Source organism: Nonomuraea sp. NPDC052129, from assembly GCF_040680095.1.
Taxonomy (GTDB): domain Bacteria; phylum Actinomycetota; class Actinomycetes; order Streptosporangiales; family Streptosporangiaceae; genus Nonomuraea.
The window spans coordinates 996929-1018844 of sequence record NZ_JBFAVX010000001.1; the positions used below are offsets into that span (position 1 = coordinate 996929).

Below are 21916 nucleotides of genomic sequence, written 5' to 3' on the forward strand. Positions count from 1 at the left end.
CGCACTTGCTGGACGACTCCGGCGTCCTGCCGCAGATCGACGCCGAACTCGGCCCGAGGCCCGGCCCGCCCGGGTTGCCCATCACCGCGGTGCTGACCTGCCTGTTGCTGTCCATCAACCACACCGGCAAGGCCACTCTCGTCGAGACCTGGCGGATCGCCGCGTTCTGTCTGACCGCCGCCGCACGCGGCTCGGCCTGCCCAAAGTCGACCCCGAAGATATCCATCAGGTGCTCGCCTCCTCCCGCCGCTTCTACCGGGCTTTTGACCGGCTGACCACCGTGCTGGATCCGGCCCGCCACGATCGGCGCGGCCGCCTGCCCCATCATCAGGCCGACACGCTGGCCACCGCCTGGGAGGATGACGACCCCAGCATGCTCGCGTAAGCGGGAACTGCTGCAGGACATCGTCACCGCGCTGGTGCTCACCCCGGTGCGCTGGGCCAAAGGCCGGGGATACCTCCGCCACTTCCGCGGCGATGTCGGCGCGGCTCCCAAACCAGGACGAACCTGATTCGGAGACCCCTGAAACGACAAGAGCCCGCCTGATCTCGATGATCAGACGGGATCCCGTCAACTTCAGCCCAGCCGTTCCAAGAACGGCCCCTGGTGGGGTGTTCACGAGATGGTCTGACCTGCGTCCGAGAGAGAAGTTTAAAGATCGTTTCCCAGCCGGCGGATGATCGTTCCCGCATGGGAGGTTGGGACGGTATCGCGCTGAGGGTCTGTAGTTCAGAACGGCGGGCCTTTCGTCCTGGGCTACGGCGCGGCAGACTCAGTTGGCTTCAAGGGAGTCGAGCCAGACGAGCAGGCGATCGCCCTCGCGTTGCGCGATGCCCGACTCCCGCAGGGCGTTGGCCAGCAGGGACATGCCCTGGTAGGCGCCCACGAGGGTGAGCGCCAGGTTTTCGGGGTTCGGCTGGCCCAGCTCTCGAAATTGGCACTCGACCCAGGTGAGCAAAAGCCGGATGACCTTGCCTGCTTCGACGTCCAAGCCGCCCTCGTTGCGTTTGTCCAGCTCGACGGCGAGTGTTCCGGTCGGGCACCCGTAGCGGGCGGCGAGGTCGCGCTGGCTCACCCAGGCGTTGATCAGTCCGGGGACCTCGGCCATCTGCGCGATGTCAGCAATGGTGGGTGCGCTCGGCGCCCTGCTAGTGCACGACTTCGGCCGCAGCCCTCATAAGCCGTTCCCGCTTGGCGCTGGCCGCCCGTACCCGCTCAGACTCTTTCAAGTCAGTTACCTGACTAACTATAGGACTTCCATCTGTGCTAGGTTCACCTCAGCAAACAAGTCAGTCAGCTAACTAACTTCTGAATTGAGGAATTTATTGTGATTGTTGTCACGGGAGCCACAGGCAATGTCGGCCGCACGTTGGTCCGCACCCTCTCCGAGCAGGGCCATGAGGTGACCGCCACCTCCCGCCGCATCACCGATGGCGACGTGCCGCCCGGCGTCCGCGCGGTCGCCGGCGACCTCTCCCAGCGCTCCGCCGACATGCCCGCTGCGGCGGATGCGGTCTTCGTGCTCGTCGGCGGGGACCTGATGATGGCCGGCGACCCCGCTCGAGTCGTCGCCCCGTTCGCGGGTTCCGGAAAGATCGTCCTGCTCTCTTCCCAGGGAGTGGCCACCCGCCCGGACTCCTTGTCCCATGGGCAGGCCTTCGCTGCTTTCGAACAGGCCGTCATGGAATCCGGCACCGACTGGACCATCCTGCGCCCCGGCGGCTTCGCCTCCAACGCCTACGCCTGGGCCTCCTCCATCAAGGCAACCCGCACGATCGCCGCGCCCTTCGGCCAGGTCGGCCTCCCGGTCATCGACCCCGACGACATCGCCGCCGTGGCCGCCGCCACCCTGACTCGGCCGGGCCACTCGAAGGCGATCTACGAACTGACCGGCCCCATGCCGACCACCCCGTACCAGCGCGCGGCCGCCATCGGGGACGCCATCGGCGAGCCTGTCACTTTCCTCGATCAGACCCGGGAAGCGGCCCGCGCCCAGATGCTCACGTTCATGCCCGCCCCGGTGGCCGACACCACCCTTGACATTCTCGGCACCCCTACCGTCCGCGAACGGACCGTCAGCCCTGATGTCGAAAAGATCCTCGGCCGTGCTCCCGTCACCTTCGCCGACTGGGCCAAGCGAAACGCCGCGGCCTTCCGCTGAAGCCTGAGGGAGTCGGGGTCTCGCCAGGGGATTTCCGAAGACACGGCGGACACACCCACTTCAGTCCAGCCGTCTCAAGAACGGTCCCTGGTGGGGCGTTCACGAATGGGCGTGACCTGGCCGGGTCGGGAACGTCGGAAGATCGCTTCCCGCGTGGCGAGTGATCGTTTCCCGAACCGGACAGGGCGGTGACGCTGGGACCGGCGAGTGAACTCGGATTTGGCCTTGCCGACTCACGACAGCCGACCGCTCGGTACCGACAACAACTCGTGCACAGCCGGTCCACCGCCCAGGGGATGTTGCGCGCGATTCTCCTTTCAGGGCATTGCCCCTGTGCTTGGCTCTGCGGATGTCGAAGATCTTGTGGACGGTGGGCCGGGGCGCGATGGTGGGCGCGGTCTTCGGTGCTGTGATGGCCGGCATCTACCTCGCGGACGGCCCGGAAAGTCCAGCCGGTCCCGGCCCCGGCGCGATGTTCCTGGCCCCCACCCTCCTGGGCGCGGCCCTGCTCTTGCTGGGCCGGCTGCCGCGCTGGTCGCTTGTGGCGCTGACCGGTCCCAACGCCGCCTTAGCCCTGAGCATGGACCTGATCTTGGCTTCGGTTCCGATCTCCGCTCTGGCCTCGGTCCCGATCTCCGCCGAGGGCCAGATGGGCGGGATCTTTGTGCTCGCCGGCACGATCGGCTACGGCGCCGCAACCTGGGCGGTGAGTACGACCGCAGGCTGGATGACAAGGATCGCCGTGGCGGCGGCATTCATGGTCGTCGTCGCCTTGGCATTCGGGCCAGGATCGCCGTGGTGGGACTGATCGTCACCGTCTCGATGGCCTCGCCCCCTCGAGCGCGAAGACACACCGGCGACGGCCTTGCGGAACTCGATCACCCCGGCCGCTGCTTGCACCCTGGCCGTTCTGGGGGCGGTATCACCGAGCTGTCCGCTGTCGCCATGCACGCGAGTGTGGCCGAGCGGATGGCCGACTGTGGCGCGGCCGTGTTTGCTCTGGTGGCTCAAATTGGTCCGACCGTGTGTGATTAGGATTGTGTCTGGCCGCGACTGGCGAAGGTGGACAACCACCGGGGAGCGGCGCATTCTCGCGTGAGCGTCGACCGCCTGGGCGCCTGCGTCAGTGATGTTCAACTGACACAGGAGGTCGTGACGTGGACCTGCGCTACGGAATGAATCCGCAGCAGCGATCGGCTATTGCCGCACCGGTGGGTCCTGGCCGTTGGCCGGTCAGGGTGCTGCATGGCAGCCCGTCCTACATCAACATGCTCGACGCGCTGAACAGCTGGCAATTGGTGAGCGAGGCGAGTAACGCGCTGGACAGACCGGCAGCGGCGTCCTTCAAGCACGTATCGCCCGCCGGAGCGGCAGTTGCCGGGCCCGTGGACGAGGTCACCGCCGAGCTCAACGGCGTCGACCGCGCCGCTGTCGGAGCGCTCACGAGCGCCTACCTGCGAGCCCGCGACGCTGATCCCAAATCCTCCTACGGCGACTTCGTCGCGGTCTCGCAGCCTGTCGATGCCGAACTCGCCGAGTTGCTGACCCGGCTGGTCTGCGACGGCGTCATCGCTCCCGGGTACGCTCCGGGCACCGTGGCGGCGCTCAGCCAGAAGAGGGGTGGCCGGTTCCTGGTCATGGAAGCGGACCCGGCCTACGTCCCGCCGCGGCAGGAGGCGCGGGAGGTGTTCGGATTGCGGCTGACCCAGGAGCGCGATGAGGTTGTGCTCTCGACCGCGCTTCTGGACGACGTCGTGTGCGGGACGCTACCGGCCACCGCGGCCGAGGACCTGCTGTTGGGCTTGATTGTTCTGCGCTACACCCAGTCCAACTCCGTGTGTTATCTGCGTGGTGGCGCCACGTTGGGTATCGGTGCCGGTCAGCAATCGCGTGTGGATTGCACCCGTTTGGCCGGCGCGAAGGTCGATACCTGGTGGCTGCGGCGCCATCCGATGGTGCGCGCGCTCGCGTTCCGGCCGGACGTCCGGCTTCAGGATCGGATCAACTGGCAGATCCGCTTCATCGAGGGTGACCTGACCGCGGAGGAGAAGGTGCGCCTGTCGGAGGCGCTGTCCTCGCCGATGCCTGAGCTGACGAACGAGCAGCGCACATCGTGGCTCGCGGCCCTGGACGAGGTGGCGTTCGTCTCCGACGGCGCCCTGCCCTTCCGCGACAACGTCGACCACGCCTCCCGCCACGGCGTCCGCTATATCGCCGAGCCGGGTGGTTCGATCCGGTCCGCGGAGGTGCAGGACGCCTGCCGGGAGCACCAGATCGCGCTCGCCCGTACCGGCCTTCGACTGTTCCACCATTGACGATGCATGGCCTGAAGCTCCTGGACGGCCCGCCACACCCCGACCGGCAGCCTGCCCGCCTTGTGGGTGCTCCGGCTGCGCTCCTCGTGGAGCGTCGAGCTGCTGAGCGCGAGAATCGACTTGGGCGTGGTGGCCGCCGCGGCCGGGATGAGCGTCTCCGCGCTGGCCCGCTACCAACATTTCGTCCCAGCCTTGGACGAGCCCACCGCGGTCGCGCTGCTGCGCGGCCGCGCCATGTGAGTACGGCGAAGCCACGCGCCTGGCCGCCGCGCACCACCCGAGCCCGAGCCACCCGTCCCCGGCCTCCCGCCAAGCAGACGGCACAGATCCCCGACGCCGTCACCAGCCACTACGCCCGGCTGCTGGACGACTCCGGCATCATGCCGTGGATCGACGCCGAACTCGGCCCACGCCCCGGACCGGCGGGAGTGCCGATCCGGGCGGTACTCGTCGCTCTGATGGTTTCGATCCACCACAGCGGCAAAGCCGCCCTGGCCGAAGCCTGGCGGCTGGCCGCCTTCTGCCTGTCCCCGACTACCCGTGAGCATCTGGGACTGGACGCCGACCGGCCACCTGCCGACGATCCGCACGCCTGCCTGGCCGACAACTGGCGTTTCTACCGCGCCTTCGACCGGCTCACCAGCCTTCTCGATCCGGCCCGGCACGACCACCGCACCCGCCTGCCCCAGCACGAGGCCGACCTGCTCGCCACCGCCTGGCAAGACCACGATCCCGACCACACCCGCAAGCGGAACTTGCTGCAAGACATCGTCACCGCGCTTGTGCTCACCCCGGCCCGCTGGGGCAAGACCGGCACTGCCTCGGTGATGGCGGCGCCACCCGTTGGATTGTCCAACCAGCGCCAATCCCGAGATACTCTATCCATCGAAAGATTTAAATATTCCTAAGGATGGAGACCGGATGAAGGTGCTGGTGGTGGGGGCGGGAGCACTTGGGCAGGTCTTCGGGATGTGGCTGGCGGCCGGCGGCGCCCAGGTCAGCTACCTGGTCAAGCCCGGCAGGGAGCACTGGGCGGACGGTGACGGCGCGCTGCTGTACCGGCTGCGCCGGCCAGGACGGCCCGTCGAGCAGCGACTGACGCCGTACCAGGTGGTCACTGAGCCGGTGGCCGGAGAGTGGGACATGGTGTGGTTGTGCGTGGACTCCACCGCTCTGCCCGGCTCCTGGACGGGAGACCTGCACGCCGCGACCGGCGGCGCGACCGTGGTCACCATCAGCCAAGCACCACAGGACCACGCGGTCCTCACCCGGACCTGGCCGGCGGAGCAGATCATCCAGGTGGTACCGGCCCTGCTCGCCTACCAGGCGCCGATGCCCGGCGAGGTGTGCGAGCCCGGCATCGCCTACTGGGCGCCGCCCGGGGCAGCGCTCGGCGTCTTCGGGACGGAACCGCGCGCCCGGCAGGTGATCGCCGCGCTCCGGGCGGGCGGCGCGCGCGCCAGACGCACACGGCAAGCGGGGGCGGCCGACATCACCGCCGCCCGGATGATGCCCTACATCGCCGCGCTGGAGAACGTGGGCTGGTCGATCGCGGCCACCCGGTACGCGCACGCGGCACGAGCCAGCCGGGAGGCTGTCGCGATCGCCGCGGCAGTGCATGGAAGGCGGGCCCCACTCGCGATCCCGGCCTGGGCCGTGTCCGTGGCCCTACGCGCGTTGCCACTGCTCGTACCCTTCGACCTGCCGCGCTATCTTGAAACGCACTTCACCAAGGTGAGCGCGCAGACGCGCCTGATGCTGGACGGCTGGATCGCCGAAGGCGCGGCCCGTGGCCTTCCCGTCACACACCTCACGCAGCTGCGTGCCGAGGCGTCCGCATGACCGGCCATGCCGAGGCGCAGGACGTCCTGGCGCTGTTCGCCACGACCCGGCCGCTGTTCACCGCGCTGGGCGACGAACGCAGGCAGGAGATCATCGTGTTCCTGCTCGAATCCGGCGCTTCGCGCAGCGTGAGCGACATCGCCGACCACCTGGGCCTGTCCCAGCCCGCCGTGTCGCACCATCTGAAGATCCTGCGTGACGCGGGGCTGCTCACCGTGCGCCGCAACGGCGCACAACGCCTGTACGCGCTCAACGCGGCCGACTATCCGCGTCTGCTGACCCCGCTGCGCGATCTGACCTCTTCGATCATCGCCTGCGCCACGATCCCCGGCCCTCCGGCTTGAACCTGCGCCAGGGGCCGCCCTGATCGCCATGCTGGACCGGCCGTCTCACCCGGGCACCCGCCGCCCCACGGCGTCGGCGGCGCGTACGGCCGACAGGTCCCGTTCCAGCGGCTCGGTCGCCGGCCAAGGCATCCCGCGAGGACCTGGTACGGAAACCCTCAAGGCTGCAGCCCCGCACATTCGGGCAGACGAACGCCGCCAGTTCGAGGACCTGCTCGGCGCGGTCTGGCTGTACATCGGCCGGCGGTACGTCACGAAGCAGTTGACCACCGAGCAGAAGAACCTGTTCGCCGACGCCGTCGACGCCTACTGGCGGCGCAGCGACGCATCCGAGGGCGGGGAGTTCACCCCCGTGGATCGCTGGTGGGTCACCGACGTTCTGCCCGCTCGCCAGATAGGAGAGAGCCAATGACTCCCGCCGAGGTAATCGCTCACGCTCTGGAAACCCGTTAGTGGAGCGCATTCCCCAAATCGGCTCACGACCGCCACACCTACGAGAGCGAGTGCGCGGTGTGCCAGGAGGACACATCAGCACTCGCCACGGCCGCCGTGGACGCTCTCGCCAATTTGGGCCTGGTCGGCTCCCAAACCAGGACGAACCTGATTAAAAAACCCCTGGAACGACAAGATCCCGCCCGATCGCGATGATCAGACGGGATCCCGTCAACTTCAGCCCAGCCGTTCCAAGAACGGCCCTGGGTGGGGTGTTCACGAGTGGGTGTGACCTGCAGTTGAGACGGGGCTGGGAAGATCGCTTCCCACGAGGACGTTGATCGTTTCCCAGGTTTACATGGAATCGGTCGGGCCCCGGAGAATGAGGTCGAGTACGGCCTTGCCTGGAACACGGCGGCCGAGAAGGGCATCGATCGCCTCATCCACGCGTTCCCAGGAGCCGCGCCAGCCGATCTGCGGATCGAGTTCCCCTTTCTCCAGCAGGTGGATCAGGTAGGCGAGATCCGGTCCGAAGGGAGCGGCTACGGTGAAGGGTTCGAGACGCTTGAGAACGCCTTTCATCCGTTCTTCCTCGAAGTCGATGATGGTCGGCTCGCGGGATGCCCATCCGATGGACAGGGCAATGCCGCCGTCTTCCAGGGCCCCGAACGCCTCGGTCAGCAGGTTGCCGCCTACGTTGTCGAGTACGCCGAAGACGGGTTCGGCGGGCTTGGCCGTACCGGCGAGGATTTCGCCGGCGCCCAGGGCCTGCAACCCCTCGGCACGTTCAGGACTGCCCACGGAGGCGATCACGTGCGCGCCTGCCCACGCGGCCAGTTGCACGGCGAATCGTCCGACGCCGCCCGATGCGCCGGTGACCAGCACCCGGCGGCCGAGCACCGGTCCCAGCCGACGCACCGCCTGCAGGGCAGTGACGCCGGCCGCCGGAAGGGCGCTTGCGGCGGCGAGGTCCACAGCAGGGGGCACGACGGTCAGGTTCGTCGTATCGACGGCTCGTCGTTCGGCCCATCCGCCGGTTCCTGCGAACGAGGTGACGCGCGCACCCTGCGGTGGGCCCGAGCCGTCGGCGGCGGCCTGGACTACGGTGCCCGCCGCGTCCTTGCCGAAGACGTCGCCGGGACGGAGCTGCCGGGCGGCGAAGGCGAGCTCGCCGAAGTTCAATGAGGCCACTTCTACCTTGATCAGCGCCTGGAACGGGTGCGGTTGGGGTTCGTCGACCTCACCGAAACGCACGCCGCGGGCGGTGTCGGGATCGTAGATCAGGGCTCGCATCCAGGGTTCTCTCAATCTTAACTAACCGACTAGTTTGGTTGGGAGAATAGCAGACTGAACTAACCGGTTAGGATGGGCGCATGTCGCCTACGTCACCCGCTCGTGACCGACTGCTGAAAGCGGCTCGTGAGCTGTTCTACGCCGATGGCTATGGTGTTTCGGTCGACGCCATCACCGATCGTGCGCACGTCGCCAAGCCGACGGTGTATGCGCACTTCAAGTCCAAAGATGAGCTCATCGGCACCATGCTTACCTCGGCGTGCGAGGAATGGTTCACCGAGTTGAACGCCGAACTGGAACAGCGCGATGGCGACCCGCTGGCACAGCTGCTGGCGCCATTCGACCTGTTGACAGCGAGCCTGCCCGACCCCGCCTACCACGGTTGCATCCTGGTGAACAGCGCCGCAGCCTTCCTGTCCGCCGACCACCCGGCCCATCACGCTCTGGCCACCCATGATGAGCGCATGTTGACGCTCTTCGAACACCTGGCCGCCAAGGCGGGCGCCGCAAAGCCGGCCGATCTGGCCCGGCAACTCCTGGTGCTCTACGACGGGGTCAAGGCCCGCGGCCTGGTCGACAACACCGGCGGCGCAGCTCGCGATGCTCGCACAGCTGCGACTGCTCTCCTTCAATCACACAGCGGCACCCGCCCACGAAAAGGGCCGGTGACAATGTGATCGTTTTCTGCGTGGCGGCAGGAATGTCGCGCGCAGGCGTTCAGTAAGGGATCTTGCGGTCTTGTGGGTCAGCGATGCCATTGCCGCCTACAGCGTGGAGTTGCAGCCATGCGCTGGGTGATGGCGATGGTCTGGGACTGCCGCGAGGGAGGCGATGGTGAAGTCGCTGCTGACAAAGCTGGAGCGGGTCGAGGAGTCCGCGCGGCATGAATGCGCTGAGCTGTCCGGGCAGATGGAGGAGTTGCAGGAGCGGTTGGCCATGGCGCGGCATCGCCTGGAACGTCCGTCCAGGGGTGTTCACGAGTTGGTCTGACCTGGAACGGAGTGGAGGCTCGGAAGATCGCTTCCCAGGACCTTTGTGATCGTTGCCCTGGAGGAGGGGGATGTTCGTCGTTCTAGGAGGGCAGCCAGGAGGGCCACCAGGGCAGGACACAGTTGCCTGGTGTGCCTTGGGTGGCCAGGTCGTACAGGGTCAGGGCTACCGGCCCGGCGGCCGAGACGACGATGGTGAGTGCCAGTAGAAGGAGTTCCAGCCACATGCGGCCGGCCAGGCGTGGCAGCCGGGCGAGTAGTTGGAAAGGCAGTGAGATGAGCGCCGACACCATCGAGACAACCGGGAAGAGAACGAGGCGGCTCGCTGCCCAGATGGATCCGGCAAAGTTCTCTCCCGCGCTCAGGTGGCCGGCGCAGTAGACGTGCGCGCGAGCTACCAAGTGAAGCTCGAGGAAGGTTCCGACGGTCGCAAACGCCAGGGGGATGATCGCGGGGAATGCGCAGCCGAAGGCCCAGCGAATGTCGCTGGCTTCCGTCGAGCGCCTTCTTCGATTGATCACGGCGCCATCAAAGCAGGCCGGTATGTGTCTGGTGCGTAGTCAATGTGGAGATCCAGTGCAAGGCAGCTCGGACATGAACCCAGAAGTGGCTTGCCGGGATTGAGTTGATCGTTTCCCAGGCCGGAAGCCATGGTGGTTTCTCCTCGGATCCTCAACCTTGACCGCCCATTTCGATCTTGACACGATGCCTGCCATGAGTGTCGGCCTCATCATCGCGATGCCCCTCCGCCAGTGGGGGCTCATCGACGGATGCATGGACAACGACGCGAGTGTCGAGACGGTGGACGGCAGTCGCCAGCGGGCCGACCTTGCGCGCAGCATCCGAAGGGCCGGTTGGGATCAGATCGCCCACTGGACACCCGGCGTTCCAGGCTCCGGCGAGTGGCCACCGCCGGACGAGATCGTGAAACCCAAACTCACGCTCGCCCAATGGCTTCTCACGATTGACGTCCTCAAACGCTGGGCCGCAACCAGTGAGCGGGTGGGACATCACGACACAGCCGCGCAGGAACGTGAGCTTCGAGGCATGATCGTTTCTCGACTCCAAGCCCATGGCATCCACGTTCCACCCGATCGGCGATGATCAGACGGGATCCCGTCAACTTCAGTCCGGCCGTTTCAAGAACGGCCCCTTGTGGGGTTTTCACGACTGTGGTTGAGCAGTGACGATGACGCCCTGGCGAAGATCGCTTCCCAGCCGAGCGTTCAGGGGTTCAGCGTGTTGCGTCGGGCATGCGGACCGTTGTGTACGGGCGCCTTCCCCCACGCCCACGACGATGGGGATCACTGCATAGTGGTTTCGGTCGTTTGCCTGATATGCGCGTTACGCAGCAGGATTAGCTTGGTCATGTAACGGCGCAGGACGAGAGCCTCAGCAAGGGCGCCCAATGGGCCAGCGGGCGCCGCGAAGTCGACGATGTCTTTCATGAGGGTCGCCTCGACGCCGCTGTCGCCCTCGTGTATCGATTCGAAGGTGTGCGCGTGGCGCCAATACCGAAATGGGCCGCTTACCTGTTCGTCGACGAAGTACGAGGGCCGGATGTAGGCACTGATTGTCGAGGTCAGGTGCCATGTGAAGCCGAAGTGCCGCGCTCGCCATGTGACCTGATCGCCCAGGGAGAGCTGTCCGGAAGTAACCCCTGCGACTGCTTGCTCGCGCGAGTCGCGCATGGAAGAGGCGTGCAGCTCGACTGATAAGGACGCATCGAAGACGACCGGCGGCGGCGCGAGAATCCGCAGACTCCAGCCGGGCCCTTTGACGGCACCCCACCCGCAGGCCGGAGCAGGCCACCACCCGCCCCATAAGCCGCAAAACCCGCCACCCTGTCGCAGCACCCCGCCCACCGTCGGCTTCGCCATGCCCAACGGCCGTATCTCGGTCCTCCACCAGCCGCCTGACACCACCCGGGCCCTCCCAGACGCCCGCTCCGCGGCTCCCAAACCAGGACGAACCCGATTCGGAAACCCCCGAAACGACAAGATCCCGCCCGATCGCGATGATCAGACGGGATCCCGTCAACTTCAGTCCAGCCGTCTCAAGAACGGCCCTGGGTGGAGATGAGGGGATTCGAACCCCTGACCCCTTCGATGCGAAGGAACTCCGGGAAGTCTGAGGATGTCGATCCGAGTCGATCGGATGCCTCTCACCTTACAGAACGCTCCGGGGGGACGCGGGAAGTCCGAGGGAGCCGTAAGGCGGTGGCTCCCGAAATTGGCTCCCGTGGCTCCTCCCCGGGGTGGGAGAGGAATCCCATGATCGAGTACCTCTCTGACGACAATGGCGGGCGTTTCCCCGAAGACGCTCCCGTCCTCGTCAGGTATCCCCTACGCGATGACCAGAACGACGATCGCGACTCGTGGCCGTGGCTGCCGGGCACCGTCCTGGCTCAATGCGGTCCCGACGAGTGGCGGGTCGTCGTCGAGGTGCCTGCTCTGGCCATAGCTGACCCTAGCGTGCCTAACAGCGACGCTCCCGAGAACCTGCTCTACCCCGCATGCTTTCGCGACGCGACCGAGATTCGCGCCGTCAGCATGCACGCCTGGCAGTGTGTACGGAACGAAGTAGAGAAGAGCTGACGCGGTTAACAGGCCATCACCACCAGGCCGAGCCGCGCAGCGGTCTACGGGCTATTGCGGGGGCGGCGCGGCCAGCCCCAACGGCATCGCTGCCTCCGCGCACAGGTGATCGTGGACGCGATCGATGAGCTGTTGCAGACAAGTAGAGGCCACAGGTTAGCTCCAAGCGAGGCTGGTCTAGTCCGGTGACGCACACGGAAACGCGGCCCGGTTCGGTAGCCCGGGCGACCACGCGCACTGCAAGGGCTCACCCGATCATGCGCTTCGCGCCCAGGGGCCTCGGCGTGCTCCCCGGGGCCTTCGACCCCTCCCATGCGAGATCGTCTCGCTGGCAGTAGGAGCGGAGCGGTATGTGATGGAACGGGCGTTCAGCGACCTGACAGCCTAATCACACCGTTCAATCCGAAGGCGCAGGAAATCGGGGCTTATGTCGGCGGAACCTTGTGGCTATGATCGCTGATCATGGTGCGTAACTCGTCGCGCACCGCCCTTCGTTCTATCGGGGAGGCAACGTGGAGAAGTCAAGCCAGGTAACCGAGGACAAGAAGCCCACGAAGAAGATCGACCTCAAGATCAAGCGGCTGGAGAAGGTGGAGACCACCCAGCTCCGTCTGGTCGGCTGACACCTACGGATACCCGGCCGGTCAGGCAGGACCTGGCCGGCCCTCCTGTGTTCTCGGCGTGATCTGGAAGGTTCTCGTGCACTTCCCCCGCATCAAGAGTGTCCATCAGCCCATGGCCTTGCCAGATGGTCGCATCGTCATAGGTCTCATGCAGCAGGGCATCTCCTCCGAGATCCAGGACGATGAGGACGGCGCGATCGCCCAGCTGATCGTCCTTATGGACGGCACCAAGACGATCGATCAGATTTGTGCCACTTTCGCCGAGACGCACCCAGATTTCGATGACCAGAGTGTCCGCGAGGTCATCGCGGGGCTGATCGACAACGGATTCGTCGAAGACGCCGGCGCGCCGCTTCCCGGCAACCTCACCCCGCGTGAGGCGGCACGCTACGGACCGGCCAGAAACTTCTTCGCGTGGATCGACTCCACTCCGCGGAGCTCTCCGTACGACATTCAGTCCAAGATCAAAGCTGCCAAGGTGTGCCTGCTCGGCATCGGCGGCACGGGCTCCGCAGTGGCGGCCGGACTGGTCTCCAGCGGTATCGGAGCTCTGCACATCGCCGACTTCGACACAGTCGAGGAACCGAACCTCACGCGCCAACTCCTGTACACCGAGCAGGACATCGACCGGCCCAAGGTCGACAGCGCCGTGGATCGGCTGCGTGCCATGAACAGTCTGGTCACAGTGACCGGCAGCACCGTCAAGGCAGGCGCGTCCAATGACATCGCCGCCCTGATGGAAGACTGCGACGTGTTCGTCCTCTGCGCGGACAAGCCGCACCCGGACATCATGTTCTGGACCAACGAGGCGGCGCTGCGCACCGGCACGCCATGGTTCGTCAGCTTCTACACGGGGCCGATGGCCGTCGTCGGATCCCTGATCCCAGGCGAGACCGGGTGTTGGGCGTGCCTGCACCGTCAGGAGGACCGTCGCGAGGTCAACGCCCACGGCCGCCCACTTACCGAGGAGCGTCCGAACGCCGTGGTGGCGGCGAGCGCCAACATCAGCGGGCATCTCTGCGCGCTGGAAGTTCTGTATCACCTCGGCGGCCTGCCCACCCAGGTGCGCGGCCGGGTCTTCCACTGGAACTACGCCATGTGGGATCACTCCTACTACATCGACGTTCCGCACGACGACGACTGCCCCGCATGCGGGCCCACAACGTCGTGAGTGCCGCACCGCTCACCGCCGACAGCAACGTCGGCTTCCATCCGCTGATCGTCCGCCCGGACGACGACGACCCGGAAGTCGTGGTCGTCGGCCGGTCAGAGATCGGGGAGTTCATAGAGCTGCCGGCGGTCTACGGCGACGCGATCAGCCTCCTGAGCGCGGGGCTCTCCATAAGCGCCGCCGAGGAGCGGATGGCAGCCGAGCAGGAGGTGGAGCTCGACGTCGCGGAGCTCGTGGAAGCCCTGGCGGATCTGGGATTCGTCCGTTCCGTCGATGGACAGCCGCTGCCGGATCCGGAGGCGAACACTCCGCGCAGCCATTTCAGCCGACTGACCGAGCTGCATGTGGCGTGGCTCTTCAGCCGGTCGATGAAACTCGTCTGGCTGCTGGTCATGGGCGCGGCACTGGTCACCCTCGCCATGCGGCCCGATCTGCTGCCGAACTACACGGACTTCTTCTGGGGCGACTACGTCGGCCTGACGGTGCTGGTCAACACCGTGATGATGTCGATCAGCATCAGCATGCACGAGCTTATGCACCTGACGGCGGCCCGGTCACTCGGCGTTCCCGGGCGGATCGGCTTCGGCACCCGCCTCCACAACCTGGTGGTGCAGACCGACGTCACGGCGGTGTGGGGCGTGCCGAGGCGATCCCGCTATCGGGTGTATCTGGCGGGGATGGCCTGGGACCTGTTTCTCATCGCGTCCCTGACCCTGCTGGTCGCCCACGTAGCCATGCCTCAGCCGGTGAAGGCCGTACTTCAGGCACTCGTCGTCTGCGTCCTCCTGAGCATTCCGTTCCAGCTCCAGGTCTACATGCGCACCGACCTGTACTACGTTCTTCGCGATCTGCTGCGGACCCGGAACCTTTTCGACGACGGGCTCGCCTACGCCAGGTATCTGCTCGCGAGAACCGTCGCAGGCCTGCGCCGCCGTCCCGCTCCTGTCGCGGACCCGACGACCGGGCTGGCCCCCCATGAGCGGCGGGCGACCCGCGTCTACTCCGTCTTCCTCGTACTCGGTGCCACCATCAGCCTCAGCTTCCTCGCCCTGTTCGGCGTTCCGATCGCGATCGCGGCGCTGGTGCGAGCCCTCCTCGCCATCGCCGACGGCTTCAACGGCGGACCGGTGCTCCTAGCGCTGGACTCCGGGCTCCTGGTGCTCATCGAAGGCGGCATCCAGGTCCTCTTCGTAGTGACCTTCATCCGGGGCCACCGGCGTTGGTTCCGTCGGCGCAGCACAGCCCCCGCCACCCGCTCCTCGTAGGGCGGCGTCACATGTCGATGCTCGATATGTCCCCGTACCGCCCACAGCTGATCAGCGGCTTCACCGCCGCCCCCGGCAAGTTCCTGATCAGCTCCCCGGAACACGACATCCCCCGCCGTGCCCGCGCCTATCTCCTCGACGACGAGGGCGTACAGGCCACTGCAGAACGGCATGCCGAACACCGCCCGCCCCTCGACGAGGTATCGGCTCAAGCCCTGCTACGCGCGGCTGAACTGCCCGTCATGCCGTCACAGTCCACCGTCCAACGTCGCCCCGGCATGCGCGTGACAGCGCCGTGCGGGAGGTCGAGGAAACCCTGACAGCCACGCTGAGGCAGGCCCCCAGCGACGGGGTAAGCATCGGCGATCTCATGCGCGCAACCGGCATGCGCCGCACCTGGGTCTACCAACGCCTCCAGGAGCTGGGCCGGGCGCGCCAGGTCGAACAGGTCACGCGGGGACGCTGGCGCGCCCTCCCAGAGATACACGATCCGTAATCGTCCGCGTCCGTTGTCCGCGTCCGTCCGCGCGCGTCTGCGCGTGTAAAGGGAGCGACAGACGCGGACGGACGAGCGGACGGACGATCACAATTCGTAACGAGCGACAGTGCGCGGGAAGCCCGCAAAGGAAGGGAGCCGCACACCCCGACGAACGAGAGGGGGGATGCACATGCAGTCATACACCGTTGAACAAGTCGCGGAGATGCTGAGCATCGGACGTGACAAGGTCTACTTCCTTCTCCGTACCGGCCAGCTCAAGAGCGTCAAGATCGGCAAGCTTCGCCGGATCACCGACCGGCACCTCGCCGACTTCATTTCCTCGCTGGAAGCGATAGACGAGGCGTAGAACAGCGTGCTACATGGCCGGTTGTGCGGCACCGCCGCACAACCGGCAAGCGCCTCTTGATAACTGCATGACACGAAAGGAAGCCGTCAATGACGAGCGACCGAACAACCCTGCCTCCCGTACGGGTGGAAACGGAACTGAAAGACCGTCTCCGCAGGTACGCCGAGTCGCAGGAGCGAGATGTGTCGTGGGTGATCAGGAAGGCGATCGAGGAGTACCTCAACCGTCACGAGAAGGGGTGATCCCTTGGCCAAGATCCTGATCGGCAAGTACGAAGCGACCATCTACCCCGAGGGGGAGGGCTACACCGGAGCTATCTCCCTCGGGTTCGGCCCTGACGGCAGACGCCAACGCCTCAAGCGCAAGGCCAAGACCAAAACTGCGGTCAAGGACAAGCTGATCAAGGCCGTCAAAGACCTTGAGGCAGGCGTCATCGCGTCGGAGACCTACACCGTGCGCGATGCCGTCAACGACTGGCTCAGCAAGGGTCTTAAGGGCCGGTCCGAGAACACCGTCACCAAGCTGCGCATCCTCGCCGAGACGCACGTCATTCCAGGACTGGGGAAGATCAAACTTCAGCAGCTACGTGCCGATCACGTGGATGAATGGCTTGACCGGCTCGCCGGCAAGCTGGCCACCACCACCCTGCGGGAGATTCACGGCGTGCTGAAACAGGCCATCCGGCAAGCTCAGGCCCGTGACATGGTGCTCAGAAACGTTGCCGAGCTGGTCACCACGCCGAAGGGCACAGATGGCCGACCCAGCAGAGCACTCACGCGGCAACAGGCAGAAGAAGTGCTCAAGACCGCCGAGTCGTCCGAACTCCACGCCTACGTGGTGATCAGCCTCACCACCGGGATTCGTACCGAGGAAGGCCGCGCGCTCCGCTGGGATCACGTCGTCGCCTGGATACCCAGCCTCAAGGCGTGGCATCCGGTGACCGAGGCAGGGTTCAAGCACAAGCGGTTCGCCATCTACGTATGGCGCGCCGACCGAGAAGGAGGTGACACCAAGACTCGCAAATCGCGCCGCACGCTGGAACTTCCTAAGCTGGCGGCCGAGTCTCTCCGGCAGCACCACATCAGCCAGGCCGCCCAGAAGCTCAAGGCAGGCCAGGCTCTCGCGAGCTGCGTCACTCGTTCGTCTCCATCATGAGTGACCAGGGCGTACCCATCGAGACCATCGCCGATCTCGTCGGGCACGCGGGCACCAGCGTCACGGAAGCCGTGTACCGGCACCAGCTCAGACCGGTGATCACCAAAGGTGCCCAAACGATGAACACCATCTTCGGCGACAGCCGACACGGGTAGAGAGTCCGAGTGAGATGGCTCCCCGATCGGCTCCCATCGACTCCCAGACAAGGGAAAAGGGGCTCCGGATCAAGTCCGAAACCCCTTGTCACCTGCAACTATCCTGGTGGAGATGAGGGGATTCGAACCCCTGACCCCTTCGATGCGAACGAAGTGCGCTACCGGACTGCGCTACATCCCCATGGACGTGACCAGATTAGCAAACCCCCGGCACTCCTCGCGCCACACATTCAGTCCCCCACCGCCCGCCGAGGCGGCTCCGCGTACTGATCGAACAGTACGTCCCCCTGCCGAGCCGCCAGGTCGATGATCTCGGCCTGTGCCTGTTCGGCCGCCAGCTCCGCCGCCCGCTGCTGCTCGCGGAGGCGTCGGGCGCGGGCCGTACGGGCCTGAGCCGCGCGATCGCGCCGTTCGCGGTCCACCTGCACCGCGATCCGGAGGAAGGCCATGTACGCCAGCATGATGACCCCGGCGGGCGCGACGCTCCACCAGGGGATCACCTTGACCGCGGCGGTGACGACAGAGGCGATCACGAGCAGGGCGGTGAAGAAGAGCAGGCGCCGGCGCCGGGCCACGATGATCGCGCGGCGCCTGGCCCGGAACTGCCGTGGGTCGACCCGTTCGAACTCGCCCGTGTAGTCCTCGGGCTGCTCCACCAGATCGTCGGGCTGCTGGGACAGGTCCGGTAGCTGGTGTTCGCCGGTGTAGTACTCCTCGAGCTCCACCAGCTCGGCGAGGTTGGTCTTGTCCCTGCGCAACCACATCGGAACCAGGACACACAGCCACATAACGACGATGGCCAGGTAGAGGAGGATGCTCACAGCCACCTCCGGGCAGCACGAAGACGCCTGGCTGCTGGCGGCGTCTTCGATGTGCTCACGTCACGCACCGTAAGACCGCGTGTCACTAATTGACGAGCATTCGGTGCGGTGTGTCGCGAGATCGTCAAACCTCTTCTACTGGAGACCCACCGTGAGCGGCTGACTCACGCGCGCGACGCCACTGTACGAGCAAGCCCCCGGGTACGTCCTCGACGGTCAACGCGTAACAAATGTGATCGCGCCAGGCTCCATCGATGTGAAGTTGGCGACGCCGTATGCCTTCTTCCCTGAATCCCAGCTTCTCAACCACCCTGCGGCTGGCTTGGTTCTCGGGGCGGATGTTCGCCTCCAGCCGGTGCAGGCCGGTGGTGAAGAAGCAGTGGTCGACGGCCATCGCGAGCGCGGTCGGGGTGATGCCCTGACCGGCCAGCGCGCCGTCGATCCAGTAGCCCACCTGTGCGGAGCGGGCCGAGCCCCAGACGATGGCGCCGATGGTCAGCTGTCCCGCGAACCGGCCACCGTGCGTGACGACCCACGGCAGCGCGAGGCCCTGCCTGGCCTCGCGGCGCAGGGTGCCGACCATGGAGATGTACGGGCCGAGACCCGTTCGGAACAGCGGAGTCTCCGGATTGCTGGGCTCCCAGGGACGCAGCCACTCGGCGTTGCGCAGCCGCGTCTCTCGCCACACACGTACGTCGGCCAACCGCAGCGGTCGCAGGCCCACCGGGCCTTCGTTGAGAACCGCCGGCCAGCCACGAAGTCGATCCACATCTCTCATCATCCCCCTATCGGGCACGATGTCGCCACGGATCAGCAGCGGTGACTCTCCGCACACTAAGGGCGGGGGTGATCGCCGCCCCGAATCTGATCGACCGCATGCTGAAGGACGGGAGCGAGTACGGCCACACCATCCCGTACGCCGCCGGAGGATCCGGGCAGATTGACGATCAACGTGTCGCCCGCCTGGCCCGCCAGACCACGAGAAAGGATCGAGGTCGGGACTTTGTCGCGGTTCGCCTGCCGGATGGCCTCCGCAATCCCGGGAATCTCGCGGGTGATCACCCGAGCCGTCATCTCCGGCGTCAGATCGGTCGGTGTCAGCCCGGTCCCGCCGGTCGTCACAATCACCGCGTACCCCGCCGAAACGCCGTCGCGGAGTGCGGCCTCGACCGGCTCACCATCGGGCACCACGACGGGCCCCTCCACGGCGCACCCAGCATCCGAAAGCAACGAAACCAGGAGCGGTCCCGATTTATCGGCGTAAATCCCGGCTGATGCGCGATTCGACACGGTCACCACCAACGCCCGGATCACCGCGTCCACAACCCGATCTCGCCGCCCACCCGCATGATCACCGCGTCCACAACCCGGTCTTACCGCCCACCTTCTCCTCCACCCGCACATCGGTGATCACCGCGGCCGGATCGACCGCCTTGACCATGTCGATCAACGCGAGCGCCGCCACGGACACCGCCGTCAGCGCCTCCATCTCGACCCCGGTACGGTCGGCCGTCTTCACCCGGCAGGTGATGGCGACCCCCCAATCCTCGACGTCGAGCGACACCTTGACCCCGTGCAACGCGATCGGATGGCAGAGCGGGATCAGGTCGGGCGTCCGCTTGGCGCCCATGATGCCGGCGATCCTCGCCACACCGAGCGCGTCGCCCTTGGGCACCTCACCCGACCGCAGCAGCTCCACCACCGCGGCCGACAGCAGCACCCGCCCGATGGCCGTGGCCGAACGCGCCCCGACCTCCTTGCCGGACACGTCGACCATGCGCGCGGCGCCCGTCTCATCGAGATGGGTGAACTCCGTCAAAACCGGGTCACCTCCACCACAGCCCCGGCGGGCACCTCGGTCACGTCCTCGGGTACGACGATCAGCGCGTTGGCCGAGGCCAGCGCGGCCAACTGGTGCGAGCCCTGCCCGCGTACGGGCGAGACTGTGCCGTCAGACGACAGCACAGCGCGCAGGTATGACCGCCGCCCCGACGGTGACCGCAACGGCCCGGTGACCCGGGCGGAGACCGTCTCCGGCGGGTCCACGGGCAGGCCGCGCATCTTCTGCAGAGCCGGCCGTACGAAGAGCAGGAAAGAGACGAACGACGAGACCGGATTGCCGGGCAGCGCGAAGATCGGCACCTGGTCCTCGCCCACGACGCCGAAGCCCTGCGGCATGCCGGGCTGCATCGCGACCTTCTCGAAATTGACCGTGCCGAGCGGGGTGAGCGCCTCTTTGACCGGTTCGTAGGCGCCCATCGAGACGCCGCCGCTGGTCACGATCGCGTCGGCGCGGATGAGCTGCGCGTCGAGCTGGTCGAGGAAGGCGGCCGGATCGTCGCCGACGGTGGGCGCGCGGAAGCCCTCGGCGCCGGACTCGCGTACGGCGGCGGTCAGGGTCACGCTGTTGGAGTCCCAGATCTGGCCTGGGCCGAGGGGCATGCCGGGTTCGACCAGTTCGGCGCCGGTCGACAGGACCACGACGCGAGGGCGCGGCCGTACCATGACGCGGCGGCGACCCACCCCGGCGATGATGCCGAGCTGCGCGGGCCCGATCACCGTGCCCGGTTTGAGGACGACTTCACCGGCTTGTACGTCCTCGCCCGCCCGGCGAATGGCGTTGCCGACCGTGGGGGCGCGGTCGATCGTGACGGAGACCGTACCGCCGTCCGTCCATTCCACCGGCACGACGGCGTCGGCGCCGGCGGGCACGGGCGCCCCCGTCATGATGCGCACGGCATGCCCGGGACCGACCGCCCGCAGCTCGCTCGACCCGGCGGCCACGTCGTCGATCACCGGAAGGGTGACCGGGACATCCACGACATCCTGGGCACGTACCGCGTAGCCATCCATGGCCGAGTTGTCGAACGGCGGCAGCGGCACCGGCGAGGAGACCTCCTCGGCCAGTGTCGCGCCTAGGGCCTGCTCGAGGTCGAGTTCGAGTGGGGCCAGCGGACGCACGGTGGCCAGGATCTCGGCCAGGTGGGCGTCAACTGATTTCATCGAGGAACTCCCGCAACCACGGCACGAACTCGGGCGCCAGGTCGGGTCGGTCGGCCGCGAACTTCACGACCGTACGTAGATAGTCGAGTTTGTCGCCGGTGTCGTAGCGGCGGCCGCGGAACAGCACGCCGTGGACCGGCCCGCCCTCCTCGGTGCCGCGCGCGGCCAGTGTGCGGAGCGCGTCGGTGAGTTGGATCTCGTTGCCGCGGCCCGGCGGGGTGTTCTCGAGCACCTCGAAGACCGCAGGGTCGATCACGTAACGCCCGATGATCGCCCAGTTTGAGGGCGCCTCGTCCACCGGCGGCTTCTCGACGAGGTCGGTCACGCGTACGACATCGGACTCGGAGGTGGCCTCGATCGTGGCCACGCCGTACAGCGAGACCTGCTCCTTGGGCACCTCCATCAGTGCGATCACGCTGCCGCCATAGGTGTTGCGCACCTGGATCATGCGGTCGAGCAGCTTGTCGCGGTGGTCGATGAGGTCGTCACCGAGCAGGCAGGCGAACGGGTTGTCGCCGACGTGCTGCTTGGCGCAGAGGACCGCGTGGCCGAGCCCCTTCGGCTCGCCCTGGCGTACGTAGTGCAGGGTCGCCAGGGAGGCCGGCTCGCGGACCTGGGACAACCGATGCTCGTCGCCCTTGGCCTCCAGCACCTCCTCCAGCTCGAACGCCCGGTCGAAGTGGTCCTCGATCGACCGCTTGTTCTTGCCGGTGACCATGAGGAGATCGAGGAGCCCGGCGGAGGCCGCCTCCTCAACGACATACTGGATCGCGGGCTTGTCAACGATGGGCAACATCTCCTTGGGTGTCGCCTTCGTCGCTGGTAGGAATCGGGTGCCCAGACCTGCGGCGGGCACGACGGCTTTCGTCACAGGGTCGAAGTCAGCCATGAGTAGACCCTAGTG

At 66.6% G+C, this 21916-nt stretch carries 31 protein-coding genes, 1 tRNA gene and 1 riboswitch; of the genes, 21 read left to right on the top strand and 11 right to left on the bottom strand.

Features of this window, described 5'->3' with window-relative positions; all coding sequences use genetic code 11:
- Positions 1-5 precede the first annotated feature (5 nt).
- Positions 6-275 (top strand): hypothetical protein, encoded by a 270-nt coding sequence (locus tag AB0L53_RS04720; protein WP_363990207.1) that lies wholly within the window; start codon positions 6-8, stop codon positions 273-275.
- A gap of 84 nt (positions 276-359) precedes the next feature.
- Complete coding sequence (locus tag AB0L53_RS04725) at positions 360-512, top strand: hypothetical protein (RefSeq protein ID WP_363990210.1); 153 nt, start codon at positions 360-362, stop codon at positions 510-512.
- A gap of 261 nt (positions 513-773) precedes the next feature.
- Here the strand turns inward: AB0L53_RS04725 and AB0L53_RS04730 are convergent, their stop codons facing one another.
- On the bottom strand, positions 774-1109 hold the full coding sequence (locus AB0L53_RS04730; RefSeq protein WP_363990213.1) for a hypothetical protein: 336 nt from the start codon (positions 1107-1109) through the stop codon (positions 774-776).
- Between the two features lie 219 nt (positions 1110-1328).
- Here AB0L53_RS04730 and AB0L53_RS04735 point away from each other — a divergent pair, with 219 nt between their 5' ends.
- The 8 genes from AB0L53_RS04735 (at position 1329) to AB0L53_RS04770 (ending at position 7075) form a co-directional block, all read left to right on the top strand.
- Positions 1329-2162, top strand: coding sequence for an NAD(P)H-binding protein (locus AB0L53_RS04735; RefSeq protein ID WP_363990216.1), 834 nt, complete (start codon positions 1329-1331; stop codon positions 2160-2162).
- A 349-nt stretch (positions 2163-2511) separates the two neighbouring features.
- Complete coding sequence (locus AB0L53_RS04740) at positions 2512-2970, top strand: hypothetical protein (RefSeq protein ID WP_363990219.1); 459 nt, start codon at positions 2512-2514, stop codon at positions 2968-2970.
- 231 nt (positions 2971-3201) lie between these two features.
- Positions 3202-3285: riboswitch (ZMP/ZTP riboswitch) on the top strand.
- 34 nt (positions 3286-3319) lie between these two features.
- Positions 3320-4477, top strand: a complete 1158-nt coding sequence (locus AB0L53_RS04745) for a phosphoribosylaminoimidazolecarboxamide formyltransferase (protein ID WP_363990223.1) — start codon at positions 3320-3322, stop codon at positions 4475-4477.
- Positions 4478-4537: 60 nt separating this feature from the next.
- Positions 4538-4717, top strand: a complete 180-nt coding sequence (locus AB0L53_RS04750) for a hypothetical protein (RefSeq protein WP_363990226.1) — start codon at positions 4538-4540, stop codon at positions 4715-4717.
- Positions 4714-5385 (top strand): hypothetical protein, encoded by a 672-nt coding sequence (locus tag AB0L53_RS04755; protein ID WP_363990229.1) that lies wholly within the window; start codon positions 4714-4716, stop codon positions 5383-5385. Before AB0L53_RS04750 ends, AB0L53_RS04755 begins: the two co-directional genes overlap by 4 nt.
- Before the next feature lie 13 nt (positions 5386-5398).
- Positions 5399-6319, top strand: coding sequence for a 2-dehydropantoate 2-reductase N-terminal domain-containing protein (locus AB0L53_RS04760; protein WP_363990232.1), 921 nt, complete (start codon positions 5399-5401; stop codon positions 6317-6319).
- The gene (locus AB0L53_RS04765) at positions 6316-6663 is read left to right on the top strand and encodes a metalloregulator ArsR/SmtB family transcription factor (protein ID WP_225296158.1); all 348 of its coding nucleotides are present in this window, start codon (positions 6316-6318) and stop codon (positions 6661-6663) included. The genes AB0L53_RS04760 and AB0L53_RS04765 overlap by 4 nt, the downstream gene beginning before the upstream one ends.
- 28 nt (positions 6664-6691) lie before the next feature.
- The gene (locus AB0L53_RS04770) at positions 6692-7075 is read left to right on the top strand and encodes a hypothetical protein (protein WP_363990235.1); all 384 of its coding nucleotides are present in this window, start codon (positions 6692-6694) and stop codon (positions 7073-7075) included.
- A gap of 374 nt (positions 7076-7449) precedes the next feature.
- On the opposite strand, the gene AB0L53_RS04775 is transcribed toward AB0L53_RS04770, so the two are convergent.
- Entirely contained in the window at positions 7450-8388 is a 939-nt protein-coding gene (locus AB0L53_RS04775) for a zinc-binding dehydrogenase (protein ID WP_363990238.1), read from the bottom strand.
- Between the two features lie 80 nt (positions 8389-8468).
- Between AB0L53_RS04775 and AB0L53_RS04780 the strand changes: the two genes are divergently transcribed.
- Together AB0L53_RS04780 and AB0L53_RS04785 are read left to right on the top strand one after the other, a co-directional pair.
- Positions 8469-9065, top strand: coding sequence for a TetR/AcrR family transcriptional regulator (locus AB0L53_RS04780; RefSeq protein ID WP_363990241.1), 597 nt, complete (start codon positions 8469-8471; stop codon positions 9063-9065).
- A 154-nt stretch (positions 9066-9219) separates the two neighbouring features.
- Entirely contained in the window at positions 9220-9378 is a 159-nt protein-coding gene (locus tag AB0L53_RS04785) for a hypothetical protein (RefSeq protein ID WP_363990244.1), read from the top strand.
- An 82-nt stretch (positions 9379-9460) separates the two neighbouring features.
- Here AB0L53_RS04785 and AB0L53_RS04790 read toward each other — a convergent pair whose 3' ends face one another.
- Positions 9461-9898: a hypothetical protein gene (locus AB0L53_RS04790; protein ID WP_363990246.1), complete on the bottom strand. Its 438-nt coding sequence runs from the start codon at positions 9896-9898 to the stop codon at positions 9461-9463.
- A 193-nt stretch (positions 9899-10091) separates the two neighbouring features.
- Between AB0L53_RS04790 and AB0L53_RS04795 the strand changes: the two genes are divergently transcribed.
- Positions 10092-10481 (top strand): hypothetical protein, encoded by a 390-nt coding sequence (locus AB0L53_RS04795; RefSeq protein ID WP_363990249.1) that lies wholly within the window; start codon positions 10092-10094, stop codon positions 10479-10481.
- 200 nt (positions 10482-10681) lie between these two features.
- On the opposite strand, the gene AB0L53_RS04800 is transcribed toward AB0L53_RS04795, so the two are convergent.
- Complete coding sequence (locus tag AB0L53_RS04800; RefSeq protein ID WP_363990252.1) at positions 10682-11257, bottom strand: SRPBCC family protein; 576 nt, start codon at positions 11255-11257, stop codon at positions 10682-10684.
- A 393-nt stretch (positions 11258-11650) separates the two neighbouring features.
- On the opposite strand from AB0L53_RS04800, the gene AB0L53_RS04805 reads away from it, so the two are divergent.
- From AB0L53_RS04805 to AB0L53_RS04840, 8 genes are all read left to right on the top strand, one after another.
- Positions 11651-11974, top strand: coding sequence for a hypothetical protein (locus tag AB0L53_RS04805; protein WP_363990255.1), 324 nt, complete (start codon positions 11651-11653; stop codon positions 11972-11974).
- 771 nt (positions 11975-12745) lie between these two features.
- On the top strand, positions 12746-13768 hold the full coding sequence (locus AB0L53_RS04810; protein ID WP_363990258.1) for a TOMM precursor leader peptide-binding protein: 1023 nt from the start codon (positions 12746-12748) through the stop codon (positions 13766-13768).
- Complete coding sequence (locus AB0L53_RS04815) at positions 13747-15033, top strand: hypothetical protein (RefSeq protein ID WP_363990261.1); 1287 nt, start codon at positions 13747-13749, stop codon at positions 15031-15033. The genes AB0L53_RS04810 and AB0L53_RS04815 overlap by 22 nt, the downstream gene beginning before the upstream one ends.
- Before the next feature lie 11 nt (positions 15034-15044).
- The gene (locus tag AB0L53_RS04820) at positions 15045-15353 is read left to right on the top strand and encodes a hypothetical protein (RefSeq protein ID WP_363990264.1); all 309 of its coding nucleotides are present in this window, start codon (positions 15045-15047) and stop codon (positions 15351-15353) included.
- Positions 15354-15701: 348 nt separating this feature from the next.
- Positions 15702-15878 (top strand): helix-turn-helix domain-containing protein, encoded by a 177-nt coding sequence (locus tag AB0L53_RS04825; RefSeq protein WP_363990267.1) that lies wholly within the window; start codon positions 15702-15704, stop codon positions 15876-15878.
- 89 nt (positions 15879-15967) lie between these two features.
- Positions 15968-16120 carry a ribbon-helix-helix domain-containing protein gene (locus AB0L53_RS04830; RefSeq protein WP_363990269.1) on the top strand — a complete coding sequence of 51 codons (153 nt, stop codon included), beginning with the start codon at positions 15968-15970 and terminating at the stop codon, positions 16118-16120.
- A 4-nt stretch (positions 16121-16124) separates the two neighbouring features.
- Positions 16125-17033 (top strand): site-specific integrase, encoded by a 909-nt coding sequence (locus tag AB0L53_RS04835; RefSeq protein ID WP_363990272.1) that lies wholly within the window; start codon positions 16125-16127, stop codon positions 17031-17033.
- Positions 17030-17188, top strand: coding sequence for a hypothetical protein (locus AB0L53_RS04840; protein ID WP_363990274.1), 159 nt, complete (start codon positions 17030-17032; stop codon positions 17186-17188). The genes AB0L53_RS04835 and AB0L53_RS04840 overlap by 4 nt, the downstream gene beginning before the upstream one ends.
- A 104-nt stretch (positions 17189-17292) precedes the next feature.
- On the opposite strand, the gene AB0L53_RS04845 is transcribed toward AB0L53_RS04840, so the two are convergent.
- The 7 genes from AB0L53_RS04845 to galU all read right to left on the bottom strand — a co-directional run bounded on the left by AB0L53_RS04845 (position 17293) and on the right by galU (position 21901).
- Positions 17293-17369, bottom strand: a tRNA-Ala gene (locus AB0L53_RS04845).
- Positions 17370-17418: 49 nt separating this feature from the next.
- Positions 17419-18009 carry a hypothetical protein gene (locus tag AB0L53_RS04850; protein ID WP_363990277.1) on the bottom strand — a complete coding sequence of 197 codons (591 nt, stop codon included), beginning with the start codon at positions 18007-18009 and terminating at the stop codon, positions 17419-17421.
- Positions 18010-18133: 124 nt separating this feature from the next.
- The gene (locus AB0L53_RS04855) at positions 18134-18787 is read right to left on the bottom strand and encodes a GNAT family protein (protein WP_357944580.1); all 654 of its coding nucleotides are present in this window, start codon (positions 18785-18787) and stop codon (positions 18134-18136) included.
- Positions 18788-18843: 56 nt separating this feature from the next.
- Complete coding sequence (locus AB0L53_RS04860) at positions 18844-19323, bottom strand: MogA/MoaB family molybdenum cofactor biosynthesis protein (protein WP_363990385.1); 480 nt, start codon at positions 19321-19323, stop codon at positions 18844-18846.
- Between the two features lie 37 nt (positions 19324-19360).
- The gene (gene moaC / locus AB0L53_RS04865; protein ID WP_363990280.1) at positions 19361-19828 is read right to left on the bottom strand and encodes a cyclic pyranopterin monophosphate synthase MoaC; all 468 of its coding nucleotides are present in this window, start codon (positions 19826-19828) and stop codon (positions 19361-19363) included.
- Positions 19825-21012 carry a gephyrin-like molybdotransferase Glp gene (gene glp, locus AB0L53_RS04870; protein WP_363990283.1) on the bottom strand — a complete coding sequence of 396 codons (1188 nt, stop codon included), beginning with the start codon at positions 21010-21012 and terminating at the stop codon, positions 19825-19827. The genes moaC and glp overlap by 4 nt, the downstream gene beginning before the upstream one ends.
- Entirely contained in the window at positions 20999-21901 is a 903-nt protein-coding gene (gene galU, locus AB0L53_RS04875; RefSeq protein ID WP_357943683.1) for a UTP--glucose-1-phosphate uridylyltransferase GalU, read from the bottom strand. The genes glp and galU overlap by 14 nt, the downstream gene beginning before the upstream one ends.
- Between the last annotated feature and the right edge of the window lie 15 nt (positions 21902-21916).

Coding starts and splice junctions, on each gene's coding strand:
- AB0L53_RS04725 (WP_363990210.1), top strand. CDS start 360: ATGACGACCCCAGCATGCTCGCGTAAGCGGGAACTGCTGCAGGACATC.
- AB0L53_RS04730 (WP_363990213.1), bottom strand. CDS start 1,109: ATGGCCGAGGTCCCCGGACTGATCAACGCCTGGGTGAGCCAGCGCGAC.
- AB0L53_RS04740 (WP_363990219.1), top strand. CDS start 2,512: ATGTCGAAGATCTTGTGGACGGTGGGCCGGGGCGCGATGGTGGGCGCG.
- AB0L53_RS04760 (WP_363990232.1), top strand. CDS start 5,399: ATGAAGGTGCTGGTGGTGGGGGCGGGAGCACTTGGGCAGGTCTTCGGG.
- AB0L53_RS04765 (WP_225296158.1), top strand. CDS start 6,316: ATGACCGGCCATGCCGAGGCGCAGGACGTCCTGGCGCTGTTCGCCACG.
- AB0L53_RS04770 (WP_363990235.1), top strand. CDS start 6,692: ATGCTGGACCGGCCGTCTCACCCGGGCACCCGCCGCCCCACGGCGTCG.
- AB0L53_RS04775 (WP_363990238.1), bottom strand. CDS start 8,388: ATGCGAGCCCTGATCTACGATCCCGACACCGCCCGCGGCGTGCGTTTC.
- AB0L53_RS04780 (WP_363990241.1), top strand. CDS start 8,469: ATGTCGCCTACGTCACCCGCTCGTGACCGACTGCTGAAAGCGGCTCGT.
- AB0L53_RS04785 (WP_363990244.1), top strand. CDS start 9,220: ATGGTGAAGTCGCTGCTGACAAAGCTGGAGCGGGTCGAGGAGTCCGCG.
- AB0L53_RS04795 (WP_363990249.1), top strand. CDS start 10,092: ATGAGTGTCGGCCTCATCATCGCGATGCCCCTCCGCCAGTGGGGGCTC.
- AB0L53_RS04800 (WP_363990252.1), bottom strand. CDS start 11,257: ATGGCGAAGCCGACGGTGGGCGGGGTGCTGCGACAGGGTGGCGGGTTT.
- AB0L53_RS04805 (WP_363990255.1), top strand. CDS start 11,651: ATGATCGAGTACCTCTCTGACGACAATGGCGGGCGTTTCCCCGAAGAC.
- AB0L53_RS04810 (WP_363990258.1), top strand. CDS start 12,746: ATGCAGCAGGGCATCTCCTCCGAGATCCAGGACGATGAGGACGGCGCG.
- AB0L53_RS04815 (WP_363990261.1), top strand. CDS start 13,747: ATGCGGGCCCACAACGTCGTGAGTGCCGCACCGCTCACCGCCGACAGC.
- AB0L53_RS04820 (WP_363990264.1), top strand. CDS start 15,045: ATGTCGATGCTCGATATGTCCCCGTACCGCCCACAGCTGATCAGCGGC.
- AB0L53_RS04825 (WP_363990267.1), top strand. CDS start 15,702: ATGCAGTCATACACCGTTGAACAAGTCGCGGAGATGCTGAGCATCGGA.
- AB0L53_RS04830 (WP_363990269.1), top strand. CDS start 15,968: ATGACGAGCGACCGAACAACCCTGCCTCCCGTACGGGTGGAAACGGAA.
- AB0L53_RS04840 (WP_363990274.1), top strand. CDS start 17,030: ATGAGTGACCAGGGCGTACCCATCGAGACCATCGCCGATCTCGTCGGG.
- AB0L53_RS04855 (WP_357944580.1), bottom strand. CDS start 18,787: ATGAGAGATGTGGATCGACTTCGTGGCTGGCCGGCGGTTCTCAACGAA.
- glp (WP_363990283.1), bottom strand. CDS start 21,012: ATGAAATCAGTTGACGCCCACCTGGCCGAGATCCTGGCCACCGTGCGT.
- galU (WP_357943683.1), bottom strand. CDS start 21,901: ATGGCTGACTTCGACCCTGTGACGAAAGCCGTCGTGCCCGCCGCAGGT.